Annotated in this window: 22 protein-coding genes; 19 read left to right on the top strand and 3 right to left on the bottom strand. The window is 59.8% G+C overall.

The window, feature by feature from the left end; translation table 11 throughout:
* Positions 1-4: 4 nt before the first annotated feature.
* Positions 5-1,384, bottom strand: coding sequence for a recombinase family protein (locus NE562_RS07875; RefSeq protein ID WP_280961858.1), 1,380 nt, complete (start codon positions 1,382-1,384; stop codon positions 5-7).
* A 145-nt stretch (positions 1,385-1,529) separates the two neighbouring features.
* Here NE562_RS07875 and NE562_RS07870 point away from each other — a divergent pair, with 145 nt between their 5' ends.
* The 3 genes from NE562_RS07870 (at position 1,530) to NE562_RS07860 (ending at position 3,594) form a co-directional block, all read left to right on the top strand.
* Positions 1,530-2,177: a CatB-related O-acetyltransferase gene (locus NE562_RS07870; RefSeq protein ID WP_280961857.1), complete on the top strand. Its 648-nt coding sequence runs from the start codon at positions 1,530-1,532 to the stop codon at positions 2,175-2,177.
* A gap of 163 nt (positions 2,178-2,340) precedes the next feature.
* Entirely contained in the window at positions 2,341-3,246 is a 906-nt protein-coding gene (locus NE562_RS07865) for a helix-turn-helix transcriptional regulator (RefSeq protein ID WP_280961856.1), read from the top strand.
* Between the two features lie 63 nt (positions 3,247-3,309).
* Complete coding sequence (locus NE562_RS07860; RefSeq protein WP_280961855.1) at positions 3,310-3,594, top strand: DUF3795 domain-containing protein; 285 nt, start codon at positions 3,310-3,312, stop codon at positions 3,592-3,594.
* 18 nt (positions 3,595-3,612) lie between these two features.
* On the opposite strand, the gene NE562_RS07855 is transcribed toward NE562_RS07860, so the two are convergent.
* Complete coding sequence (locus NE562_RS07855) at positions 3,613-4,050, bottom strand: ImmA/IrrE family metallo-endopeptidase (protein ID WP_280961854.1); 438 nt, start codon at positions 4,048-4,050, stop codon at positions 3,613-3,615.
* On the bottom strand, positions 4,025-4,414 hold the full coding sequence (locus NE562_RS07850) for a helix-turn-helix domain-containing protein (protein ID WP_280961853.1): 390 nt from the start codon (positions 4,412-4,414) through the stop codon (positions 4,025-4,027). The genes NE562_RS07855 and NE562_RS07850 overlap by 26 nt, the downstream gene beginning before the upstream one ends.
* A gap of 289 nt (positions 4,415-4,703) precedes the next feature.
* Here NE562_RS07850 and NE562_RS07845 point away from each other — a divergent pair, with 289 nt between their 5' ends.
* From NE562_RS07845 to NE562_RS07770, 16 genes are all read left to right on the top strand, one after another.
* The gene (locus tag NE562_RS07845) at positions 4,704-4,853 is read left to right on the top strand and encodes a hypothetical protein (protein WP_280961852.1); all 150 of its coding nucleotides are present in this window, start codon (positions 4,704-4,706) and stop codon (positions 4,851-4,853) included.
* A 16-nt stretch (positions 4,854-4,869) separates the two neighbouring features.
* Entirely contained in the window at positions 4,870-5,112 is a 243-nt protein-coding gene (locus NE562_RS07840) for a hypothetical protein (RefSeq protein WP_280961851.1), read from the top strand.
* On the top strand, positions 5,099-6,577 hold the full coding sequence (locus NE562_RS07835) for a hypothetical protein (RefSeq protein WP_280961850.1): 1,479 nt from the start codon (positions 5,099-5,101) through the stop codon (positions 6,575-6,577). The genes NE562_RS07840 and NE562_RS07835 overlap by 14 nt, the downstream gene beginning before the upstream one ends.
* 32 nt (positions 6,578-6,609) lie before the next feature.
* Complete coding sequence (locus NE562_RS07830; RefSeq protein WP_280961849.1) at positions 6,610-8,490, top strand: hypothetical protein; 1,881 nt, start codon at positions 6,610-6,612, stop codon at positions 8,488-8,490.
* A 259-nt stretch (positions 8,491-8,749) separates the two neighbouring features.
* Positions 8,750-10,522 carry a hypothetical protein gene (locus NE562_RS17805; RefSeq protein ID WP_280961848.1) on the top strand — a complete coding sequence of 591 codons (1,773 nt, stop codon included), beginning with the start codon at positions 8,750-8,752 and terminating at the stop codon, positions 10,520-10,522.
* Positions 10,523-11,331: 809 nt separating this feature from the next.
* The gene (locus NE562_RS07820; protein ID WP_280961847.1) at positions 11,332-11,463 is read left to right on the top strand and encodes a hypothetical protein; all 132 of its coding nucleotides are present in this window, start codon (positions 11,332-11,334) and stop codon (positions 11,461-11,463) included.
* Positions 11,464-11,473: 10 nt separating this feature from the next.
* Positions 11,474-12,235, top strand: coding sequence for a hypothetical protein (locus NE562_RS07815; protein ID WP_280961846.1), 762 nt, complete (start codon positions 11,474-11,476; stop codon positions 12,233-12,235).
* Between the two features lies 1 nt (position 12,236).
* On the top strand, positions 12,237-12,608 hold the full coding sequence (locus tag NE562_RS07810; RefSeq protein ID WP_280961845.1) for a hypothetical protein: 372 nt from the start codon (positions 12,237-12,239) through the stop codon (positions 12,606-12,608).
* A gap of 22 nt (positions 12,609-12,630) precedes the next feature.
* Positions 12,631-13,626, top strand: coding sequence for a Mu-like prophage major head subunit gpT family protein (locus NE562_RS07805; protein WP_280961844.1), 996 nt, complete (start codon positions 12,631-12,633; stop codon positions 13,624-13,626).
* A gap of 123 nt (positions 13,627-13,749) precedes the next feature.
* The gene (locus NE562_RS07800; protein ID WP_280961843.1) at positions 13,750-14,361 is read left to right on the top strand and encodes a hypothetical protein; all 612 of its coding nucleotides are present in this window, start codon (positions 13,750-13,752) and stop codon (positions 14,359-14,361) included.
* Between the two features lie 20 nt (positions 14,362-14,381).
* A complete protein-coding gene (locus NE562_RS07795) occupies positions 14,382-16,232 on the top strand; it encodes a DUF2460 domain-containing protein (RefSeq protein ID WP_280961842.1) in 1,851 nt (616 codons plus the stop codon).
* A gap of 15 nt (positions 16,233-16,247) precedes the next feature.
* Complete coding sequence (locus NE562_RS07790; RefSeq protein ID WP_280961841.1) at positions 16,248-18,350, top strand: hypothetical protein; 2,103 nt, start codon at positions 16,248-16,250, stop codon at positions 18,348-18,350.
* Between the two features lie 13 nt (positions 18,351-18,363).
* Positions 18,364-18,684, top strand: a complete 321-nt coding sequence (locus NE562_RS07785; RefSeq protein WP_280961840.1) for a hypothetical protein — start codon at positions 18,364-18,366, stop codon at positions 18,682-18,684.
* A 17-nt stretch (positions 18,685-18,701) separates the two neighbouring features.
* Complete coding sequence (locus NE562_RS07780; RefSeq protein ID WP_280961839.1) at positions 18,702-19,151, top strand: phage holin family protein; 450 nt, start codon at positions 18,702-18,704, stop codon at positions 19,149-19,151.
* Complete coding sequence (locus NE562_RS07775) at positions 19,148-19,822, top strand: N-acetylmuramoyl-L-alanine amidase (protein ID WP_280961838.1); 675 nt, start codon at positions 19,148-19,150, stop codon at positions 19,820-19,822. Before NE562_RS07780 ends, NE562_RS07775 begins: the two co-directional genes overlap by 4 nt.
* On the top strand, positions 19,819-20,925 hold the full coding sequence (locus NE562_RS07770; protein WP_280961837.1) for a hypothetical protein: 1,107 nt from the start codon (positions 19,819-19,821) through the stop codon (positions 20,923-20,925). The genes NE562_RS07775 and NE562_RS07770 overlap by 4 nt, the downstream gene beginning before the upstream one ends.
* Positions 20,926-21,125: the final 200 nt, after the last annotated feature.

Below are 21,125 nucleotides of genomic sequence, written 5' to 3'. Positions count from 1 at the left end.
CGGTTTATATGCGCCACTGGATCTCCACGCGGGCGCCGTCCAGCGTGATGCGGGAGATGAGGGTGCTGAGCAGCAGGCGGCGGGCCGCAAGGGGCGCGCCGGCATAGGCTTCGGCAAAGGTCTGAGGCGGAACAGCGGGCGGCGCGTCGGCTTTGGCAAGGCGCGCCTCAAGCGCGACGCGTTCGCTTTCACGGGCGGTCAGGCGTTCGGCCAGTGGGGCGAGTCCGGCCGCGCCGTGCTGGGCCAGATCGAGCAGGCGCGCGGTTTCGGCGCGGGTTTCTTGCAGCAGGCGGCGCAAAGCCGCGGGGTCCTCGCCGTGGGGCTGAACGTGTGATAAAACGTTTTCCAGCACGCCGGGTGCGCTCAAAAGCGCGGTGAGCGCGGCGGATACGACGCGGTCAAGCGTCTCGATGGGCCAGTTATCGTTTTTACAGGCCGGGTCGCGCACCTGCTTTTTGGCGGTTTTAGAGCGCGAATAGCATTTGTAAAAGCCGTGCGCGCCCGCGTACCGCGCGCCGCACCGCCCGCAGCGGACAAGGCCGGAAAGCAGCGTTTCCGCGCGAAACGGCGTTTTCATCGGCGCTTTCGCCTGTTCTACCGGCGGAGAAGCGGCAAGCAGGCGGTTTGCGGCGGCAAAATCAGCCGAAGAGATTAGCGCCTCGTGCACGCCGTCGTACACGGCGCCCGCAAATTTCACCTTGCCGATATACACGCTGTTTGAAAGAATGGCGCGCACCTTGCGCGCCGTCCACGCATCGCTGCCGGACGCGGCCATATCGCGCGCAATCGCGCCAAGGCTTTGACCCGCGAGGAAACGGGCGAAAATATCGCGCACCAGCACGGCGCGGATTCCGTCCGCCAGCAGCAGGCCGTTTTCGTACCGGTAGCCAAAGGGTATGCTGCCGCCGCCGTGAAAATATCCGGCCTTGCTGCGGGCGATGCGTCCCATGGTGAACCGCTCCGTGATCTGATCCTTTTCAAGCTGGGCAAAGACGGACAGCATGCCGATCATCGCCCGCCCAAAGGGGGAGGAGGTATCAAAATTCTCGTTGATGGAGACAAAATCCGTGTGATGGGCCAGAAATTCGTCCTCGATCAGCAGCAGCGTGTCCTTTTGGCTGCGGCTCAGGCGATCGAGCTTGTAAACAACGACCGCGTCCACACCGCCGCGCCGCACCTGCCGCAGCAGAGCGTGCAGGGCGGGCCGGTCTGTCGTGCCGCCGGAATAGCCGCCGTCCGTAAAAATCTGCTGCAAGCGCCAGCCCTTGGCGCGGCAAAAGCTTTCAATGCGGCGCGCTTGCTCGTCGATACTGTAGTTTTCAAGCTGGTTTTCGGTGGAAACGCGCACATAGCCGCACACGGTCTGGATCACACTGTCCGGCATGGGAAAGCGCCCCTTCCTTTTTTTAAAAATTGACAATCTCTCGGCGGGGGATTACACTAAGGAGGAAAGCTGGTGAATGAAAGTGAAACGGTGCATTGCAGTAGCCGGAATAGCACCATAAAATCATAATTCAGGAGGCTTCACGATGTCTATTCCGGCAGAAAAAATATATCCGCGTTCAAACGATAAGCAGACCGTTTATCTGGACGCGGTGGTCCAAAATCCCAATATTTCGATCGGCGCATATACAATGTACAACGATTTTGTAAACGATCCCACCCTATTTGAGAAAAACAACGTGCTTTATCACTATCCGATCAACAGGGATCGCCTGAAAATCGGAAAGTTTTGCTCCATCGCGTGCGGCGCAAAATTCATTTTTACCAGCGCCAACCACACGATGCGTTCGCTTTCCACCTATCCGTTTCCCCTGTTTTTTGAGGAATGGGACACGCCGGTCGCCGAGGTCGCGACTGCGTGGGACAACAAGGGCGATATAGAGATCGGCAACGATGTTTGGATCGGTTACGAGGCGGTCGTTCTTTCCGGCGTGCGCATTGGAAACGGCGCGATCATCGGCACAAGGGCGGTTGTGACAAAGGACGTAGCGCCCTACACGATCGTGGGCGGCGTACCGGCAAAGCCGATCCGCAAACGCTTTGACGAGGATACCATAGAGCGTCTCCAAGCGCTCCGGTGGTGGAATCTGCCGCACGAGCAGATCAAAAAACTTTTGCCCCTGATCAAAAGGGGCGACGCGCGGGCTTTGACGCGCGCCTGCGGACAGGTATAAACACAGGCACGGCGCGGCGGTAAAACGCCGCGCCGTTTTTTTGAGGAACAGGGCGGGCTGCTGTCCGGTTCGCGGTGATAGAATGGAAACGCGCTGTATTTTAAAGGATATGCCGGATGGAGCGCTTCGCATAACGTGAAAAAATAAAACGCGGGAGAGCGGTATGAAAATTGATAGGTTGATCGGCATTCTCGTATTGCTGCTGCAAAATGAAAAGATGACGGCCCCCGCGCTGGCCGAACGGTTCGAGGTATCGCGCAGGACCATTGGGCGCGATATCGAAACGCTAAGCAAGGCGGGCATTCCCATCGCGACCGTGCAGGGCGCGAACGGCGGCATTTCCATTATGGAAAGCTACAAGATTGACAAGGCGCTTTTGACCAAAGCGGACCGCGACGCGATCTTGACAGGGCTTGCTTCACTGGAAAGCGTATCGTACGGGCCGAAGTATCAAAGAATCCGGGACAAGTTCATGGTGAAGGGGGATAAGCTGGTCGGCAATAACCATATGGTGATCGATCTGGCTTCCTTTTATAAAAGCGCCCTTGCGCCTAAGATCGAAGCGTTACAAGCCGGGATAGAGGCGCATGCGTGCGTTGCTTTTCGGTATTTTAACAAAAATGGGGAGCGGCTGATCGAGCTGGAGCCTTATCTGGTGGTGTTCCGGTGGTCGAGCTGGTATGCGTTTGGCCGGGAACGGGAAAACGGGGAGTTTCGGCTGTTCAAACTCAACCGTATGAGCGAGCTGACGCAGACGGACCGGCACTTTATCCCCACCGAGATACCGGCGGATAAGCGGGATTTTGACCGGTGCTTTACCGATGAGCTGCACGCCGTGATCCGTTTTGCGGGCAGCGAAAAGTTTCGCCTGATCGAGGAATACGGGCTGGACAGCTTTATCGAAGAGGCGGAAGGTACGCTGCTTTTTTCCTTTCCCTTCACGGGCGCGGAATACCTGCTGCAATGGGTTCTGAGCTTTGGCGAACGGGCGCGGTTGATCGAGCCCAAGGAAATGCGGCCGCTGCTGAAAGCGCGCCTGATCGCGGCGCTTGAAAATTATGAGGAATAAGGACAGCACGGCGTCCGGTTCGGCGTGTTATGCTGGAAACAATAGAAACAGGAGGTACTACCTATGGCGGAATCGAGATGCGGTATTTTGTGCGGAGCATGCGAATACCGGGAACAGATGCATTGCAAGGGCTGCGTATACATAGAAAAACCCTTTTGGGGGGACCGCTGCCCGGTCAAGGCGTGCTGCGAGGACAGGGCGCTGGAACACTGCGGCGTGTGCGCCGATTTTCCCTGTCGCCTGCTGACGCAGTTTGCGTACGATAAGGCGCAGGGCGACGACGGCAAACGGATCGAGCAATGCAAAAAATGGGCGGCTACAGAAGGCGGCCCGCACCACAACCAATGAAAAAACGCCCGAAGCAGTTCAGTTTACTGCTTCGGGCGTTTTTTCTTTTTCGTAGATTTGTACCGCCAAGCGGATGAACTGCTCGGTGCGGCCCAAAAACTCGGCCAGCTCCCACGGTTCGGTGCAGCCCGCGCGGATCGCGCGCTGCAATTCCTCGCGCGGTAAAAGTTCGTGCACGGCCCATTTGTTGGCCCGGTTTTCGTGCTGGGCGACCAGTTCAAAGGGGCTGTACACCGCGTGCGTGGTGCCGGTTTCAATATGGCCGCACTCGTGCGCGATCAGCTCGGCTTCCTCGGCCGCGCCGTCCACGCGGCCGGAATCCAGAAACACGCCATAGTCCCCGCCTACCTCTACCACCGAGGATTTGACGCTCTCGTCCGAAAAGGCGAACGCGCCGTCAAACAGGAAATGTCCGCCGTCGTACAGGCGTCTATACAGTTTTGTCAGTTCCTCCATTGTTTTTTCGCCTCGCTTGCCTTGCGTCGTTGAGCTGGCGCGCCATGCGGAGCAAAAGCTCCTTATCCGCGTCGGTCAGCTTTTTGGATTCGTGATGCATCGCATAGGTAAAATCGTCCATCCCAATCGCCGGGCCGCTTTCAGCGCCCGGTTTTTCTGTTTGCCCACCGCTGAGCAAATATTCTACGGACACGCCGAAATAATAAGCGATCTTGGAAAGCGTATCGACTGCCAGCGTCTTTTTGCGGCCCATTTTCAGATCGGTGAGGATGCCGCGGCTGATGCCGATGCTTTTGCACAGCTTGGTCGCGTTAATGCCTTGAGACAGGCAAAGATGCTCGATTGTTTCATACAAAGTGCTCATAATACCCCGTCCTTTGTTGTACAAGTATACTAAAATTTCTTGATAGAGTAAATTTACGTTGACTTATACTTGGCGCAGTACTATTATGAGAATGAGAAAAGTACTCAGCCGAGTATTAACACTGATGACACTCTTATGGTAATACTCGATAACGTACTTGTCAAGGGAAACCGAAAAGATTGGGGTGGTTTTTGGTTACAGCACTATCATACCGCATTACCTGTACGATAAACCGGACTTGGCAAGAGGACGAGCCGGCGCGGCATAGAATGTGCGGGAGGTGGCGCGAATGGACGAGCCGGTAATCGTAAACGTGATGGCGGATGGGCGTGTATGCGACGATCTTGCAGCGTATATGGAGAAGCGCACGCTGCCGGATACCGTGCGGCGCGTGCTGGAGGAACTGGTTTGCGGCAAAGAAAATACGGAAACTACGTAAAAAGGAAGAGGATAAAATGGGGAATTTGCAGGATAAAACGGCGGATATGCGCGAGGTGAGCGACTTTTGGATGCGCATTGTCCGCAGTGAGGATGAAAAGACGGCCGACCGCATCCGGGCGTCCGAATTGTGGGCCAAGGCGGCGCGGGAGACACAGCCGACCGAGGGCGCGCTTTCCGAGGCCGACCGCGCGCTGCTGCACAAGGTCGCGCGGCGGCTCGGCGTATCCGGCGCGGAAGAGCGCGGTGGACACGGCTGAACGCGACGCCCTGCACCGCGTGAGAGAGGGCGAATGGGCGCACTGCCGCGCGAACGCGCATTACTTTATCGAGACATACTGTCACATCGAGGATAAGGACGCCGCCGAGATCATTCAGCCGTTCCGGCTGTGGCCCATGCAGCGCGAGGCGCTATCGGAAATACTATCGAACCGGCTGACGATCATCCTAAAGGCACGGCAGCTCGGTATCACATGGCTGGCGCTTTCGGCGGCGCTGCACGAGCTGTTGTTTTGCGAGGGGCACACCTGTATCGCGCTGTCCCGCACCGAGGAAGAGGCCAAGGAACTGGTGCGGCGGCTGTGGGCGGTGGAGCTGAAAAACATGCCTGAGCTGGTGCGGGAGGACGGCGCGGCGAACTGGGGCGGGCCGACCTATTCGCATACCGTGCTATCGGTAACGATCACGTTTCCGAGCGGGCAAAAATCTGCTTTCCGCGCCTTTGCTTCGGCGGGCGGCGCGGGGCGGTCGTTCACGGCTAATCTGCTGTTGCTGGACGAATGGGCCTTTCAGGAGAACGCGCGCGAAATCTGGCTTTCCGCTTACCCGACGATCAACCGGCCCACAGGCGGCCGGGTGCTGGGGCTGTCCACCATCGAACGCGGCACGCTGTTCGAGGAGCTGTACACGGAGGACAACGGGTTTCACAAGCTGTTCATCCCGTGGTACGCCGACCCCCGGCGGGGTGCGGCATGGTACGAGCAGACGCGGCGGGATTTGGGCGACCTGATTATGCAGGAGTACCCGGCCACGCCGGAGGAAGCGCTCACCATACCCGGCGGGGCGTTCTTCCCGGAGGTAAAACGGCATACGCATGTGCGCGCCGCGCCTGATATGGAGGGCTGGCGGCGGTATGTGTGTATCGATTACGGGCTGGATATGTTTTCGGCGCATTGGGTGGCGGTCTCGCCCGAAAACCGGGCGGCGGTGTACCGCGAGTTTGACGCGCCGGACCTGACCATCGGCGAGGCGGCGGCAAAGCTGCGCGAGCTGTCCGCGGGCGAGAGGATTGATCAAATGCTCGCGCCGCCCGACCTATGGAGCCGCTCGCAGGAATCGGGCAAAAGCCGGGCCGCGATTTTTGCCGAGCACGGGGCGGTGCTGACGAAAACATCGAACGACCTGTCCGCCGGGTGCGCGGCGATCAAGGAATGGCTGCGGGACGGCGGCCTGACGCTTTGCGAAGGCGCGGCTGAAAACCTGTTCCGCTGCCTATCGCGCATACAGCGCGACAAGGCGCGGCCCAATGTGTATGCCAAGGAACCGCACGCCCTGACGCACGATGTGGACAGCCTGCGCTGCTTTTGCGTGTACTGGACGCACCCGGCGGAAGCCCCGCGCGCCGCGGGCGTAACATGGACGCGCGACCAGTACGACGACTATGAAAACGCCGGCGAGGCGGGCCGCGCGTATTTAATCCGCAAATGGGGCGAACCGGTTTGGTGAGCGGGAGAAAAGAAAGAAACGGAGGCGGTTTTTTGAAAAAGGATAAGGAAAGACGGAGCAGCCTAGGGGATCGGGCGCTGCTGGCGCTTTGGCAGGCGCGGCTGGATAAAGCCAAGACGGCGTATGAAAGCGTGCTGGCGCGCATGGACCGGCGCGACGCGATGTACCGCGGCAGCCGCGAGATCGACCGTGGCGCGAACAGCGCGTTTGCGGGCCGGGTGAAGAAAGCGGGCGTGACGCGCAATATCGTGGCCGAGATCATCGAGGCGCAGGTATCGAGCGATATCCCCAGCCCCAAGGTTGCGCCGCGGTACAGGCGGGACGAAGCGCGGGCCGCGCTGATCGAAAACATGCTGCGCGGCGAAATAGACCGCCTGCCGTTTGAGACTTTAAACGATCAGGATGAGCGCACCACGCCCATTCAGGGCGGCGATCTGTTCTTGGTCGAGTGGGACAGCGGCGCGCATACGCACACAACGGCGGGCGGGCTGTCGGTTACGCTCATCCATCCCAAGCAGTTCATTCCGCAGCCGGGCGTGAGCGAGATTCGCGATATGGACTACTGCTTTTTGCAGCTGGCGCAAACCAAGGCGTATATCCGCGCGAAATACGGCGCGGATGTGGCGGCGGAGGGCGAGGAGCGGCCCGAGAGCCGCGCGTTCGACGCGGAGACCGTGGACGATGTGGTAACGCAGAATATCGCCTATTTCCGGGGGCCGTCGGGCGGTATCGGCCGGGTGAGCTGGGTGAACGACGTGCTGCTCGAATACATGGAGGATTATCAGGCGCGGCGCGTCAAGCGGTGTGTAAAATGCGGCCAGCCGATGGGCGATACCTGCGCCTATTGCGGCGGCCGCAAATATGACGAGACGGTGGATGAGGGGCAGACGCTGGAACAGGACTTGCCCCTCGGCAAGGGCGTGCTGCCCGCCCTGCGTATGCAGGAGCAGGTGACGCTGGACGATCAGGGCAACGCGCTTCGCGAGAGCGAAGCGGTGCGCACGGTCGTGCCGTACTACAAGCCCGGCGTTTACCCGATCGTGATGCGGCGCAATGTGAGCGTTTTTGGGCAGTTTCTGGGCGATTCCGACGTGGACAAGATCGCCGACCAGCAGAACGAGATCAACAAGATCGGCACCAAGATCAGCGAAAAGCTGATGATGGGCGGCTCGGTCGTCACGCTGCCGCAGGGCAAGCACATCCGCCGCACGGACGAGGAGTTTAAGGTGCTGGAAATCAAGGACCCGGCGGAAAAGGCGCTGGTCGATGTACTGACCTTGCAGGGCGATATCTCCAAGGATATGGCCTATCAGGAAAGCACCTATCAGGCGGCGCGCAACCTGATAGGCGTGACCGATTCTTTTCAGGGCCGCCGCGACACGACGGCGACGAGCGGCAAGGCCAAGGAGTTCGCGGCGGCGCAGGCCGCGGGGCGGCTGGAGAGCAAGCGGACGATGAAAAACGCGGCCTATGCCGAGTTGTTTCACGTAATGTTCAAATTCATGCTCGCCTATGCGGACGAGCCCCGGCCGGTGGTGACCCGTGCGGCGGACGGCGGCGCGGATTACACGGTGTTTGACCGGTGGGATTTCCTCGAAGTCGACGAGGCGGGCGAGCCGTACTGGAACGATGAATTTCTATTCTCAGTCGATCAGACCGCGCCGCTCGCGGGCAACCGCGAAGGCATGTGGCAGGAAACGCGCATGAACCTGAAGGAGGGCTGCTTCGGTAACCCACAGGAGCTGGACACGCTGATCCTGTTCTGGCAGAAGATGGACCTGCTGCACTACCCGGGCGCAAAGGAAACGCTGACGCAGCTGGAGCAGCGCAAGGCGCAGGCCGCCCCGCCCCAGCAGAACACGCCGCTGGGCGGCATGGAAGGAGGAAACGGACATGCTTTGTCCCCATTGTGAGATCGACACCAGAGCGGAAACACGGGACGGCAAGACGGTGCAGGTCTGCCGCAACCCGCAGTGTCCGCTTTATGGGAAGACGGTGGAGAAATAATTAGGAATTAGGAGTGAGGAGGTAGGAGTGAAGGAAACGCGCGGAGCGCGTTATAAAATGCGGCCTATGGCCGCTAACTCCTAACTCCTAGTTCCTAACTCCCCACTCAATGAAAGGAATGAAGCGCATACGCCCCGAAACGTTCGGGAGGCAGCGTTTGGACGAGTGACGGATGCAGAGGCTGACGCGGCGCGTGCCGTTCTGATCGACCTGTACAGCCGTCCCTACGAGGTGTGGACGCAAAACGAGCGGGCAGAGCAGCAAAGAGCGTCCGGGGTGTTTCATACTTATGTGAAAAATCAGCAAGCGCTTGGGCAGCGGGTCGATCCGCTGGACACTCAGTTGGCGGACATGTCCGGACGATTTGGAAACGCGGCGCGGAGCATTTATAACGAGACGGTCGCCGCGCTGCCGGTGTTAGTCGAAACGGCGCAACAACAGGCGGATAACACAGCGCAAAGCCGAAAAAACCCCGCATATGGCACGTTGGAGAACGAGATTGCCGCGCTCAACGACTATCTTCGTGCGGCGGCGGCAAACTCGCCGGAGGACTACTATGTAAACGGCGGCATGACGGGCGAGCAGTGGAAGCGCTATCAGCAAACCGGTGCGCTTCCCACCGGCATACCGTTAACAGTACGTGAATACGACACAAAACGGAAACGCTTGCAGGAGGCCGAGGCACAACGCCGCGAAATGGCCGTTACAACGCCGGTTTCGCCGGAGGCGTGGGGCGCGCGGAAAATGAACCTTGCGGCCCAGCAGCGGGAAAACGCTTTGATGGGGCTATCCGGGGCGGAGCGTTTTCTCGGCGGCACGGCGATCGGACTGGCCGACAATACGTTAGCGCTGCCGCTGGCGGCGGTCAATCCGGCTTTGCCGCTCGCAGCAATGGGCACAAAGGCCGCGGCACAAAAGACAAACGAGCTGAACGGGCGCGGCTTTGCACCGGGAGAGGCGGCCCTGCGGGGGATGCTGGCGGGCGGCACCGAGGTGCTGACAGAAAAAATGCCGGTCGAAACGATGTGGAACATCGTCAAGACCGGCGGCAAGGGCTATATCAAGAATATTCTGACGCAGATGGGCGTGGAGGCAACCGAGGAGGCGGCCTCTACCGTTCTGAACCATGCGGCGGATGTGATGGCGAACGACCCGGAAGCGAAGCTGTCGTGGCAGGATGTTGCATTATCTGCGTTCGGCGGGATGCTGTCCGCTGCTGGCGGCGCGGCGATCGGCACGGCGCTGCATCACGGTGCGCACAAGGTTAACGAACTCCTGCCGGGTCTGAGTCGCGCGGATGGTACGGCAGGGACTCATAATGGAGTAAATAAAAATAAGGACGTTAAAGAAAGAGCAGATAATAAAAAATCAATTTATCTAAATGAAGCTGATTTGGGCGAATATATCATAACTGGGAAAAGAATGTCAACGAGAGATGCGAAGTTAAAGATGTTGCTAGAAGGTGATAGCCCTATCATAACTTCGGAAAAAGATGTTAAGAATTTTATTCTACGGGCAATCAAAGGGGAGCGGGGAACAATTAAAGCCTTTGGTAAAGTAGGTGATCGATTAGCAACTGTCTTAAGGAACGCTACAGGAGGAAAAATAAATATTGATGATCACTATTTGGAGATCAGTTCGGATGATATTGTGCATTCCTATATTGAACATAGCACACCAAAGCAAAACGGTGACATGGCTCTGTCGTTAAGTGACTTTGCAAAATTGCCTGAATATATTGCAAATTTTGATGATGTTTTGCAGATTCGCATAGGCAAAAATGCTGTTGTGTTTCAGCTTGGTAAAAAAATTAACGGTTATTCCATTGTAACTGAAATTGTTTCCAATGAAAGGCGTTCAGTTAGAGTTAAAAATGTGTGGCGGGTGTCTACAGAGAAGTATGAAAAAATCTACAAAAAAAGGCAAAGCCGCCGGTAACCGGGTGCCGGTGCAGCATACCACGTATGACACCGACCAAATCAACCCGTCCGCCGACAGCTTTGCTTGAATATAGTATAACGCAGAATCATGGATATCGTCAAGCTAAAAATATAGTGAAAGTAATTTAGGATAGGCAATAAAATAGGGCAGAACAAATCTACGGCAGCCACAGAGGATATATGAAACATACCTACGAGATGAGCCTTACCCTACGCTAAAACAAAGACATCATTTATTGTGACAGCATATATACAAAAAAATGGAGCACAGTAAATCCTTAATGTGCAATGCACCCCAGGTTTCACGTCCAAAACGCGTCCACTGTACTCCATATTTAATATAAGCAATTTGGACGAAAAATGCAACCCTTAGTTTGAAATTGCGTGCTGAAAATGCGAGGGGCGATGCTTTTGCGCATGACGGGGCGGGGAGAGGATTCTGACAGAAAAATGGACTTTATCCCCACAGCAGCTTTACTGGCGACATCACAGGGGCTGAATCAAATCCACTCGATGGAAACTTGGTGATTCAGATAAATAAAAATAGAGTAGGACAAATCTACGGCAGCTGCGGAGAATATCCGAAACATACCACGGCAACTGCGGAGAATATCCACAGAATACCTATGAGATGAGCCCTACCCTAATATCAAGTATACCACGAATTACTTAAAGAAACAAGTCTGGAGGAGTGAGGAGGTAGGAGTGAAGGAGACGCGCAAAGCGTGTTATTTCAATGCGTCCTTTGGCCGTAAAACTCCTACTTCCTACCTCCTAACTCCTACCTGATTGAAAGGGGGTGAGAGCATGGAGAAGAAGGGCAGCTATATCGGCAAGATTGCGAACAAGGGCGCGCAAGAAGTGAAAGCGCCGCTCGCACAGGGCGCGGGCAAAAAGCCGTCGGTCAAAAAGGGCGGCGACCTGAGAACGGGCAAGTAAGAAGCGGATCATGAAGAAGGAAGGAGAAGCAATGGAAGAGGAAGAGACAAGGGCGCTGGAAGAAGCGTTTGAGGAGACGGACGAACCGGAGGAATTTCCCGACGTACCCGAGGCCGAAGCACCCGAACCGGAGGAGGAACACCGCCGCGCGGAGGCGGATTTACAGGCTAGGCTGGCCGAGGAGGCCGACCGCGCCGTGCGCGATACCTACGCGGGACAGATAAACCCCTATACCGGCATGCCAATTCAGAGCCGGCGTGATCTGGACGAGTACCGGCAGGCCCTGCGGGCGGATCAGCTGCGGCAGGCCGGGCTGGAGCCGGACGTTTTAAGCGAGCTGATCGCGAATGATCCGGCGGTGCGGCAGGCGCGCGAGCTGACCGAGCGCCTGAGCCGGCAGGAGGGCGAGCAGGCGCTGCAGCGCGCGGTTTCCGAGATCGAATCGCTTGATCCGTCCATCCGTTCGGTGCGCGACCTGATGGAGCAGCCGAACGCCGAGGCGTTTCACGGCTACGTACAGAAGGGTTATGGGCTGGCCGAAGCGTACCGGCTGGCGAATTTTGACCGGCTGACCGGGCAAAAGGCCGCCGCCGCGCGGCAGGCGGCGATCAACAGCCTTGCGGGCAAAAGCCACATGGGCCCGACGCGCGGCGGCAGCGGACGCGATGTGACCATCCCCGCCGCCGAGCTAGAGCTGTTCCGCGCGCTGAATCCGGAGGCGAGCGACCGCGAGATCATGGCGTTTTACGCCAAACAGAGAGAGGAAGGATAACATGTTGAAACTTTATAAACGCGATACCTTTACCACGGTGCCGGTCGAGCGGGTACCGGCGGCGGTGGGCGCTGCGTATGCGCCGGGGCAGGCGCTGACGGTGACGGACGGTGCCGCCGCTACGGCCACGGGCGCGCCCCTGTACATCGCGCAGGGCCCGGCGGCGGGCGGCACGGTTCCGTGTATCCGCGTGCACCACGATATGGTGTTTCAGGCGCCGCTGACGGCGGTCGGCACAGCGCTTAAGGTGGGCGATAAGGTAACGCTTTCGGCGGACGGCCTCGGCGTGACCGCCGCCACCGCGGCAGGTGTGGCCGAGATCGTACAAATTGACGGCACCTCCGTGGGCAGCACGGTAAAGGTGCGGTTTTAAGGAATAAAGGAGGAATAAAAATATGGCAGGAATCGTATTTTCCAAGCTGTCCGGCCTGAACGACAGCGTATTCGGCAAATCGGCGGAGCCAATCCGCATGCTGCTCGAAAAACGGGCGGAGGCGTTTGAGGAATCCAGCCTGGTCAAAAAGCTGTTCGCCAAGGAGCGCAGCAAAAGCTTTGGCGAAAAGACAGTATCCATGACCGCGATGGAGGGCTTCCAGCCCACCGGCGAAGGCGGCGCGTATCCGGACGACGAGCTGCAAGAGGGCTTTTCCAAGTTCATCGAGCACGTGACGTGGAAGGATAAGTTCACCATCACGCGCGAAATGATTGAGGACGCCAAGCTGATGGACCTCCGCAAAAAGCCCGCGGCGTTTATCACGGGCTACCACCGCACCTGCGAAATGTTCGGCGCGGCTATGCTGGCGGGCGGCACGGGCGCTTCCATTACATTTCGCGGCATGCCGTTCGACACGACCGCGCAGGACGGCATGCCGCTCTTCTGCAAAGAACATAAGAGCAAGGTAAACGCCAAGTTTAACCAGTCCAACCTGTTTGCCAACGAGTTTTCGGCGGACGCGCTCGGTCTGGCCGAGACCGCTATGCAAAACCTGACGGATGACAACGGCAACCCGCTCGCCATGGCGCCGGATACCATCGTCATCGCCAATAGCGCCGCAATGAAAAAGGCGGTGTTTGAGGCCATCGGCGCGGACAAGGATCCGGACACCTCGAACAACGGCTTTAACTACCAGTACGGTCGCTGGAATGTGATTATCAACCCCTATTTCAACGGTTTGATCGGCGAAAAGGCGTGGATGCTGATGGATTCCGCATACAACCGCGACGTTTCCGGCAACGTGTGGTACGAGCGCACGCCGCTGGAAGTCACCCCTTGGGTCGATCACAACAACGACAACGCGGTTTGGAACGGCAGGGCGCGCTTCGGCGTGGGCTTTAACGACTGGCGGCAGATCGCCATGGGCGGCGTGACCGGCGGAACAGAGCTTGTTTAATTAGGAATGAGTAATTAGTAATTGAAAGAACGGGGTGCAGAAAATTAAAATGGCCGCCTATGGCGGCTTCCATAATTCCTAACTCCTAATTCCTAATTACTAATTGAAAAGGGGTTTTGTAGAGTGAAAACATGGAAGGACATCAAGCTTGAGGCGCTGGGGCTGATGTTTTCGCGAACGGACGGCGGGGCGGTGGTTGCACTGACGAGCGAGGATGTGGCCGATTTTGCAAACGAAATGATCGACGCCGCGAACTACGCGCTACGCGATCTGGCCACGGTCGTGCCGATCGTGCGGGTGCTGCGCCTTGCGCAGCAGGTCGCGGGGCTTAAAAAATACGACCTGCGCGAGCTGGCGCCTGATTTTATGCGCCTGATAGACGACCGGCTCGCCTTTGAAGACGGGGACCGCTATGAAAGCGTGGATGAGTACCGGCTGGAGGGCGGCGCGGTGATCGTGCTGCCGGGCCGGGAAAGCGGCGCGTATCTGCTTTCGTATGAGGCCTACCCGGAAGAGGTGCGCGCGGACACGCCCGAAGGACAGACTTTTTCTCTTGCGCCGGAGGCGCTCGATCTGGTGCCGGTCTACATGGCATCCCGTATTTACGGGGAGGAGGACATTTCGCTGGCAACGCACTATTTAAACCAGTACCATGTGCGGCGAAGCGAGCTTGCCGCGCGCGGCATGCCGCGCGGCACGGGCGGCGGATTTACGACGCGGACCGGCTGGAGCTGATATAAAGGAGAGGGGAACATATGGCGGCAACATTCGGGGCGCCGGACAGCCCGAAAAAGTACACAAGGGTCTACGCGGGCTTCAAGGGCGTGGACCTATCGACCGATCCGACGCAAATCGATGAAAAACGCGGGGCGGACGGTACGGTCAATCTGATATCGGACGCGGGCGGCAACCCGGAGAAAAGGCCGGGCTGGCGCACCGTCCTTACCTGTGAAGCGCCGGTGAACGGCCTGTACCGCGGCGTTTTAAAGGGGCGGGAGGTATTCCTGTGTCACGGCGGCACCAAGCTTTACCAGTGGACGGACAGCGGCCTGACGCAGCTTTGCGACGGGCTGGCGAACAAACGCGGCAGCAGCTTTGTGATGAACGACAAGCTGTGGGTGCTGACCGGCGGCGAATACCTGTGCTACGACGGCAGCGCCGTGCGCCGCGTGGACGCGGACGCCTATGTGCCGACCACCACCATAGCGGCAAAGCCCGCAGGCGGCGGGCAGAGCTACGACGCGGTCAACCTGCTAAGCCCCAAGCGGCGCAATACCTTTTTGGGGGACGGCGCGGCCAAGGCCTTTCAGCTAGACGCGACCGGCGTGCAGGCCGTGGAAGAGATCAAGGTGAACGGCGGCGTATGGGGCGCGGACCGGTATTCGCTGGACGGGAACGCGGGGCGCGTGAATTTTAACGAGGCCCCGCCCGCCCCGCCCGTGACCGGCGTGCCCAATGTGGAGATCACCTTCCGCAAGCCGGTGGACGGCTACGCCGAACGCATCAATAAATGCACGCTTTCGGTCGTTTACGGCGGGGGCGGGAGCGACCGCGTGTTTTTAAGCGGCAACCCGGATCATCCCTCGACGGACTGGCACTGCGAGACCGGCGATCCGACCTATTTCCCCGACCTGTCCTACAGCCGCATCGGGGCGGACGGCACGCGCATTATGGGCTACTGCCGGATGGGGGACGATCTGGCGATCGTCAAGGAGGACAACCGGCAGGACGCGACGATCTATCTGCGCGGCTATACCATGACCGACACGGGCGTGCTGTTTCCGGTGCGCGCGGGCGTGGCCGGCGTGGGCGCGGTAGCGGTGGGATCGTTCGGCTATCTGGTGGACGAGCCTCTCTTTCTGTCGCGCACCGGCGTGTACGCGCTGACCGCCTCGAACATCACGGCCATGCGGCAGGTGCAGAACCGCTCCTACTATGTAGACGCACGTCTGACGCGGGAGCATGACCTGCAAAACGCGGTGTGCGCGGTATGGAACGGCTATTACATCCTGTGTGTCGATTCGCGCTGTTATGTGCTGGATGGGCGGCAGAACAAGACCTACAAGCCCCAATCCTACGGCGATTTTGTGTACGAGTGCTATTACTGGGAGGGCGTGCCCGCCGTTTGCTTTTTGGAGGTGAACGGCAGCCTGTATTTCGGCACGGCAAACGGCAGGATATGCCGCTTTTACACCGACCGCGAGGATACCGCGCGCTATGCGGACGACGGCGCGGCCATCGTGGCGCGCTGGGCGACCAAATCGGACGACGACGGTGATTTCATGCGCAAAAAGACCATGGTTAAGCGCGGTTCGGGCGTGATGATCAAGCCGTACGCGCGATCGGGCGCGAAGATATACGCGCGCACCGACCGCGACGTGGGCCGCGTGATCCGTTCGGGCACGATGGACCTGTTCAGCTGGGAGGATATCGACTTTGAGCGCATCACCTTTAACGGAAACGACGCGCCACAGGTCATCCCTTTTAACGTAAAGCGCAAAAAGTATCTGACCATGCAGCTGCTGATTGAAAACGACGGCGTAAGCGAAGGGTTTGGTATTTACGGTATCATCAAGCGGTACACGGTGGGAAATTACAATAAGTAAGGAGGCATATGCGGCATGAGTTTGACAGACCGCAAGATCACAGAGGAACAGCTACGGCAAAACGCGGTGGCGGCCTGCCCGGACACGATGCGCGATTCCGCGCAGGCAAACAAACAGAAATTCGACCGCCTGCCGACGCTGCTCGCGGCGCAGATGAACGGCGCGATCGACGATCTGGCGGGCAACGCGGGCGCGCAGCAGATCGGCACGGCGGAGGGGAAAAGCGTACAGCAGGCGCTGGATCAACGCGTCAAGGCACACGGCGTCGGCGTTAATTATTTGCGCATCGGCCTAGGCAACCGGCTGGAAACGTCGAGCGACGGGGCGACGTGGCAGGCCACGGGCTCTTCCGGCCATGCGATCTTGGATGCGAACCTAAAGGGCATGCCCCAGCGGACTTGGCTGCAGTTTAAGGACTGCGAGTTAGAGGATTGGCCCGAACTGAGCACAACGGTCGTGCATGGCATCAAGGGCGACCAAGGCAAGCGGGGGCCGGAGGGCATACAAGGCGCGCGCGGCGAAAAGGGCGAAAAAGGCGATACCGGCAGCGCGATCATCCCGCATGTCGATCAGGACACGGGGCTGATGAGCTTTTCCACAGGAGAAAGCGGCGCTGTGCCCGCGCCGGTCTATGTGCGCGGGCCGCAAGGCCCGCAGGGAGTACAGGGCACGGCAGGCCCTGCGGGACCGCAAGGCGCGCAGGGCGTGGCGGGCCCCAAGGGCGACCCCGGCCCGCGCGGCGTAGCGGGCGACCAAGGCCCGTCAGGCCCGCGCGGCCCGCAGGGCGTGGAGGGGCCGCGCGGCGAGACCGGGCCCTCGGGTGAGATCGGCCCGCAAGGCCCGACCGGCGCCAAAGGCGCCAAGGGCGACCCCGGCGAAGCCGGACCGCGCGGGTTAGCGGGTGCGGAAGGCCCGGTCGGCCCGGCCGGGCCGCAGGGCATTCAGGGTCCGCTCGGCCCCATCGGGCCGGAAGGTCCCAAGGGGGAAAAGGGCGATCCCGGCGTGCCCGGTCCCGCAGGAGAAGCCGGGCCGCAAGGTCCGGCCGGTATGCAGGGGCCGCGCGGTACGCAGGGCGCAACAGGACCCGCGGGCCCACAGGGGCCGCAGGGCATGCAGGGCGCCAAGGGCGACCGGGGGCTGGATGGACGCTCCTTTGAAATCAAGGATGTGTACCCCACGCTGGCTGCGTTACAAGCGGCGTTTCCAAACGGCGCGGGCGGTGCTTATCAGGTCTCGGCGGGCGGCGAATTATATATTTGGAGCGACGCCAACCTTGCGTGGCAGTCGATCGGCGCGCTGCAAGGCCCGGAAGGGCCGCGCGGGCCGCAGGGCGTACAGGGCATGCAAGGTGGACAGGGCGAACCCGGCCCGCAGGGCGAGCCGGGCGCGGAAGGGCCGCAGGGCGAGCAAGGGCTGACCGGCCCCGCCGGGCCGCAGGGCGAAAAAGGCGAAAAGGGCGACCCCGGCCCGACCGGCGCGGCTGGGCCCACGGGCCCGCAGGGCCCAAAGGGCGAAACCGGCCCCAAAGGCCCGGCGGGGCCCAAGGGCGATACGGGCGATGCCGGGCCCAAGGGCGACCCGGGCGAAACCGGGCCAAAAGGCCCCAAGGGAGATACAGGCCCGCGCGGCGAGGCCGGGCCGCAAGGCATACAGGGCATTCAGGGACCGGCGGGCAGCGCGGCCAGCGTGCACGTCGGCACGGTGGCGACGGGCGAGCCGGGCGCGGACGCCACCGTGTTTAACAGTGGCAGCGCGGCGGAGGCCGTGCTGGATTTCTCCATCCCGCGCGGCCGGACGGGTGAAAAAGGCGAAAAGGGCGACGCCGGCCCGCAAGGGCCGATGGGGCCGGGCGTTACCATTGAATCGGTTACGGTGACATTGCGGGCCGATGGCTGGATCGGCAACGGGCCGTTTGCACAGTCTGTCGCTGTGCCGGGGCTGACCGATCAGGGCAACGGTCTTGCGGGCGTATCCCCAAACGCGACCTTTGCCCAGCGCAACGCGGCCCGGCGCGCGGCGCTTTATTTGACCAATCAGGCGGCGGGCTCGCTCACGCTCACGGCGGACGGGGTCAAGCCTCCGGTCGATCTGCCCATCGCCGTGACGCTGCTGAAATGAGGTGAAAGGATAGATGATAATCGGCAATTTTCCGCTCGGCCTTGCAAACGAACCGGAGCTGGTCCGGGTGGACATCGGCGGAACGCTGGTGGACTATTTTCACCTGTTTTATTATGTGACGCTGGAGGACGGCTTTCTCACTTGGAAGCTTTGGCAGGATGATTCCTACCATGTCATGGTGTGCAAAAACACGCCCGCCATTTGGCAGTTTTCCGAACCGGTGACGGTAGCGCCCGAGTTTGAACGCATCATCCCGATGGAGGGCATGATCACCGACGGCCTGACCGAGGTTTACATAATCGACCACGCGGGCGGGTTCCGTCCGGTGGAGTAAAAGAAAGGAAGAGAAAAATGGAAACGATGATTCGCATGAAGCACGCGGTGTTGGGCGCGTTGGCGGTGGTTGGCGGCGTAATGGCAAAGTGCTTTGGCGGGTGGGACACGGCGCTGCAAGTGCTGGTCGGCCTGATGGCCGCGGACTATATCACGGGCCTGCTGGTGGCTGCGGTTTGGCAGCGCTCCGGCAAGTCGGAAAACGGCGCGCTGGATTCCCGCGCGTGCTTTAAAGGCATTTGCAGAAAGTGCATGGTGCTGCTGCTGGTTTGGCTGGGCGTCATGCTCGACCGCGCGACGGACGCGGGCGTGTTCCGCACCATGGTGGTCCTGTTTTTTGTGGGCAACGAAGGGCTTTCGCTGCTGGAAAATCTGGGGCTGATGGGGGTGCGCTATCCCGAAGCCTTGCGCCGCGCGCTGGAAGCCATGCAACAGAAAGGCGATAAGGGGGGCGACGGCGAGGCATGAAGATTATAGAAAGCGATCTGCCGCACCGGGGCGTGTTTACCGCGCGCAGCAAGACCGAAGCGATCATTTTGCATCACGCGGAGGCCTCGCGCGCATCGGTAACCGAGGTAAACGAATGGCATTTGGGCCGGGGCTGGAACGGCATCGGCTATCATTATTACATCCGCAAGGACGGCGGCGTTTATCGCGGCAGGCCGGAATGGTCGCTGGGCGCGCACGCCATCGGGGCAAATGACTGGTCGATCGGCGTGTGTTGCGAAGGCGCGTACATGACCGAGACCATGCCACGGGCGCAGCTCGACAGCCTGAAAGCCCTGCTGCGCGAGTTAGAAGGGCGCTACGGCAGGCTAAAGCTGTTGCGCCACCGCGACGTCAGCGAGACCGATTGTCCGGGCGACCGGTTTCCTTGGGCGGAAGTAAAAGAGTTTTGGGAGGAGGATCAAATGACAAAGCAAGAAGTACGCCGGATGATCGAAGAGGCACTGGCGGATTATATCGCGGGCAGCGGTGACCAGCCGAGCACGTGGGCGCGCTCCGCGTGGGATAAGGCCAAACGCACGAGCGTGATGGACGGTATGGCGCCCCGCGCGCCGATGACGCGGGAAATGGGCGCGGTCGTGCTCGACCGCCTTGGCATGTTGGATAAGGCGGAGGGGGATGACGCGAAATGAGTGCTTTCGGCGCGGCCTTTGGCACCATGCTGAACGCGGCGGCTTCGGCCGCCGCTAATACGATCAAGAAGAAAAAGCCGTCCTCCGGCAGTTCGCAGAGCACGGGCGGGAACAAGGGTTCGTCCTCCGGCGGTTCTCATAGCTACGGCAATGTGACGAACGCGGGCGACGGCACGATCTCGCAGGCGGATTACAACCGCTATGCGCAGACGGCGCAAAACGCCGCGAACAACTGGAAACTGGAAAGCGACCCGGCCAGAAAGGAATACTGGCATCAGGTAGCGGTGGAGGCAAACACCAAGCTTGGCAAAAGCTATGATGACCATACCGGCACTTGGTCGGGCGGCTATACGGTGGAACAGCCGTATGACAAAAGCTTTGCCGAATCCATCGGCAGCGGCTACGACGAGGCCGAGGCCCGCGCGCAGGCCGCGCGGGACGCCGCGATCAATAGCGGGGTCTCGTCCTTGCAGCAGCAGATCCCCGGTATCAACCAGAATTACGATGAAGCCGCGCGGCAAGCCTATATCAAGTATATGCAGGCGCAGAAGCAGCTGCCGGGCCAGTTGTCGGCGGTCGGCGTGAGCGGGCAGGGCGCGGCGGAATCCACCATGGCCCAGCAGCAAAACGCCTATCAGAACACGCTGTCAAATACCGAATTGGCGCGTCAAAAAGCGCTCGCGGCCAATCAGGATGCGCAGCAAAATGTACGCCTTACCGCCGATCTTAAATACGCGGACAACGCGGCGAATATCGCCTTGCAGCAGGCGCAGGCGGCGCAGGCCTATCTGGCGCAGCAGCAGGCGGCGCTTGATTCGCAGAAGAATTATCTGCTCAATTACGGCAGCCTGACCGGCAGCATGGGCGGCGTGCCGACGCTCGGCTACCAGCAGTACCAAAGCGATAACGCCTACCGCGACAAGCAGTTCGATCAAAGCCAGCAGGCCATGGATTACGACCAGCAAATGGCGATGAAAAGCTACTACATGAATCTGTGGCAGGGAATGGGCACGCGCGGCGCCACGCCGGAGATCGCGCAGATGCTCGGCATCCCGGTCGGCTCCGTCTATGGACAAGGTACCTATAACGGCAATTATTACTAAAGGATAAAAAGGCAAGACAAAAAGGTAACGCAAACACAGAAAAAGTAGGGCGCGACGCCCTCGGCGCGCCGAGAGCGAAGCACCGGGATAAGTGAGAGCATCAAACAGGCCGATACGGCCGAGCGAAGGGACATGGTTTCTCATGAAGTGTTACGTCCCTTCGAGACGGCGCGCCGAGGGCGTGGTCCAGACCAGCTTCT

It is taken from the genome of Butyricicoccus faecihominis, assembly GCF_024462775.1.
GTDB classification, from domain to species: domain Bacteria; phylum Bacillota; class Clostridia; order Oscillospirales; family Butyricicoccaceae; genus Agathobaculum; species Agathobaculum faecihominis_A.
This window is presented reverse-complemented; position numbering and strand designations above follow the sequence as displayed.

What these genes read in the sequence shown, in the direction of transcription:
- NE562_RS07805 (WP_280961844.1), top strand. Translation starts at nt 12,631, where the DNA reads ATGGCAGGAATCGTATTTTCCAAGCTGTCCGGCCTGAACGACAGCGTA.
- NE562_RS07780 (WP_280961839.1), top strand. Translation starts at nt 18,702, where the DNA reads ATGGAAACGATGATTCGCATGAAGCACGCGGTGTTGGGCGCGTTGGCG.
- NE562_RS07785 (WP_280961840.1), top strand. Translation starts at nt 18,364, where the DNA reads ATGATAATCGGCAATTTTCCGCTCGGCCTTGCAAACGAACCGGAGCTG.
- NE562_RS07850 (WP_280961853.1), bottom strand. Translation starts at nt 4,414, where the DNA reads ATGAGCACTTTGTATGAAACAATCGAGCATCTTTGCCTGTCTCAAGGC.
- NE562_RS07870 (WP_280961857.1), top strand. Translation starts at nt 1,530, where the DNA reads ATGTCTATTCCGGCAGAAAAAATATATCCGCGTTCAAACGATAAGCAG.
- NE562_RS07790 (WP_280961841.1), top strand. Translation starts at nt 16,248, where the DNA reads ATGAGTTTGACAGACCGCAAGATCACAGAGGAACAGCTACGGCAAAAC.
- NE562_RS07815 (WP_280961846.1), top strand. Translation starts at nt 11,474, where the DNA reads ATGAAGAAGGAAGGAGAAGCAATGGAAGAGGAAGAGACAAGGGCGCTG.
- NE562_RS07845 (WP_280961852.1), top strand. Translation starts at nt 4,704, where the DNA reads ATGGACGAGCCGGTAATCGTAAACGTGATGGCGGATGGGCGTGTATGC.
- NE562_RS07795 (WP_280961842.1), top strand. Translation starts at nt 14,382, where the DNA reads ATGGCGGCAACATTCGGGGCGCCGGACAGCCCGAAAAAGTACACAAGG.
- NE562_RS07855 (WP_280961854.1), bottom strand. Translation starts at nt 4,050, where the DNA reads ATGGAGGAACTGACAAAACTGTATAGACGCCTGTACGACGGCGGACAT.
- NE562_RS07875 (WP_280961858.1), bottom strand. Translation starts at nt 1,384, where the DNA reads ATGCCGGACAGTGTGATCCAGACCGTGTGCGGCTATGTGCGCGTTTCC.
- NE562_RS07840 (WP_280961851.1), top strand. Translation starts at nt 4,870, where the DNA reads ATGGGGAATTTGCAGGATAAAACGGCGGATATGCGCGAGGTGAGCGAC.
- NE562_RS07775 (WP_280961838.1), top strand. Translation starts at nt 19,148, where the DNA reads ATGAAGATTATAGAAAGCGATCTGCCGCACCGGGGCGTGTTTACCGCG.
- NE562_RS07860 (WP_280961855.1), top strand. Translation starts at nt 3,310, where the DNA reads ATGGCGGAATCGAGATGCGGTATTTTGTGCGGAGCATGCGAATACCGG.
- NE562_RS07810 (WP_280961845.1), top strand. Translation starts at nt 12,237, where the DNA reads ATGTTGAAACTTTATAAACGCGATACCTTTACCACGGTGCCGGTCGAG.
- NE562_RS07770 (WP_280961837.1), top strand. Translation starts at nt 19,819, where the DNA reads ATGAGTGCTTTCGGCGCGGCCTTTGGCACCATGCTGAACGCGGCGGCT.
- NE562_RS07820 (WP_280961847.1), top strand. Translation starts at nt 11,332, where the DNA reads ATGGAGAAGAAGGGCAGCTATATCGGCAAGATTGCGAACAAGGGCGCG.
- NE562_RS07865 (WP_280961856.1), top strand. Translation starts at nt 2,341, where the DNA reads ATGAAAATTGATAGGTTGATCGGCATTCTCGTATTGCTGCTGCAAAAT.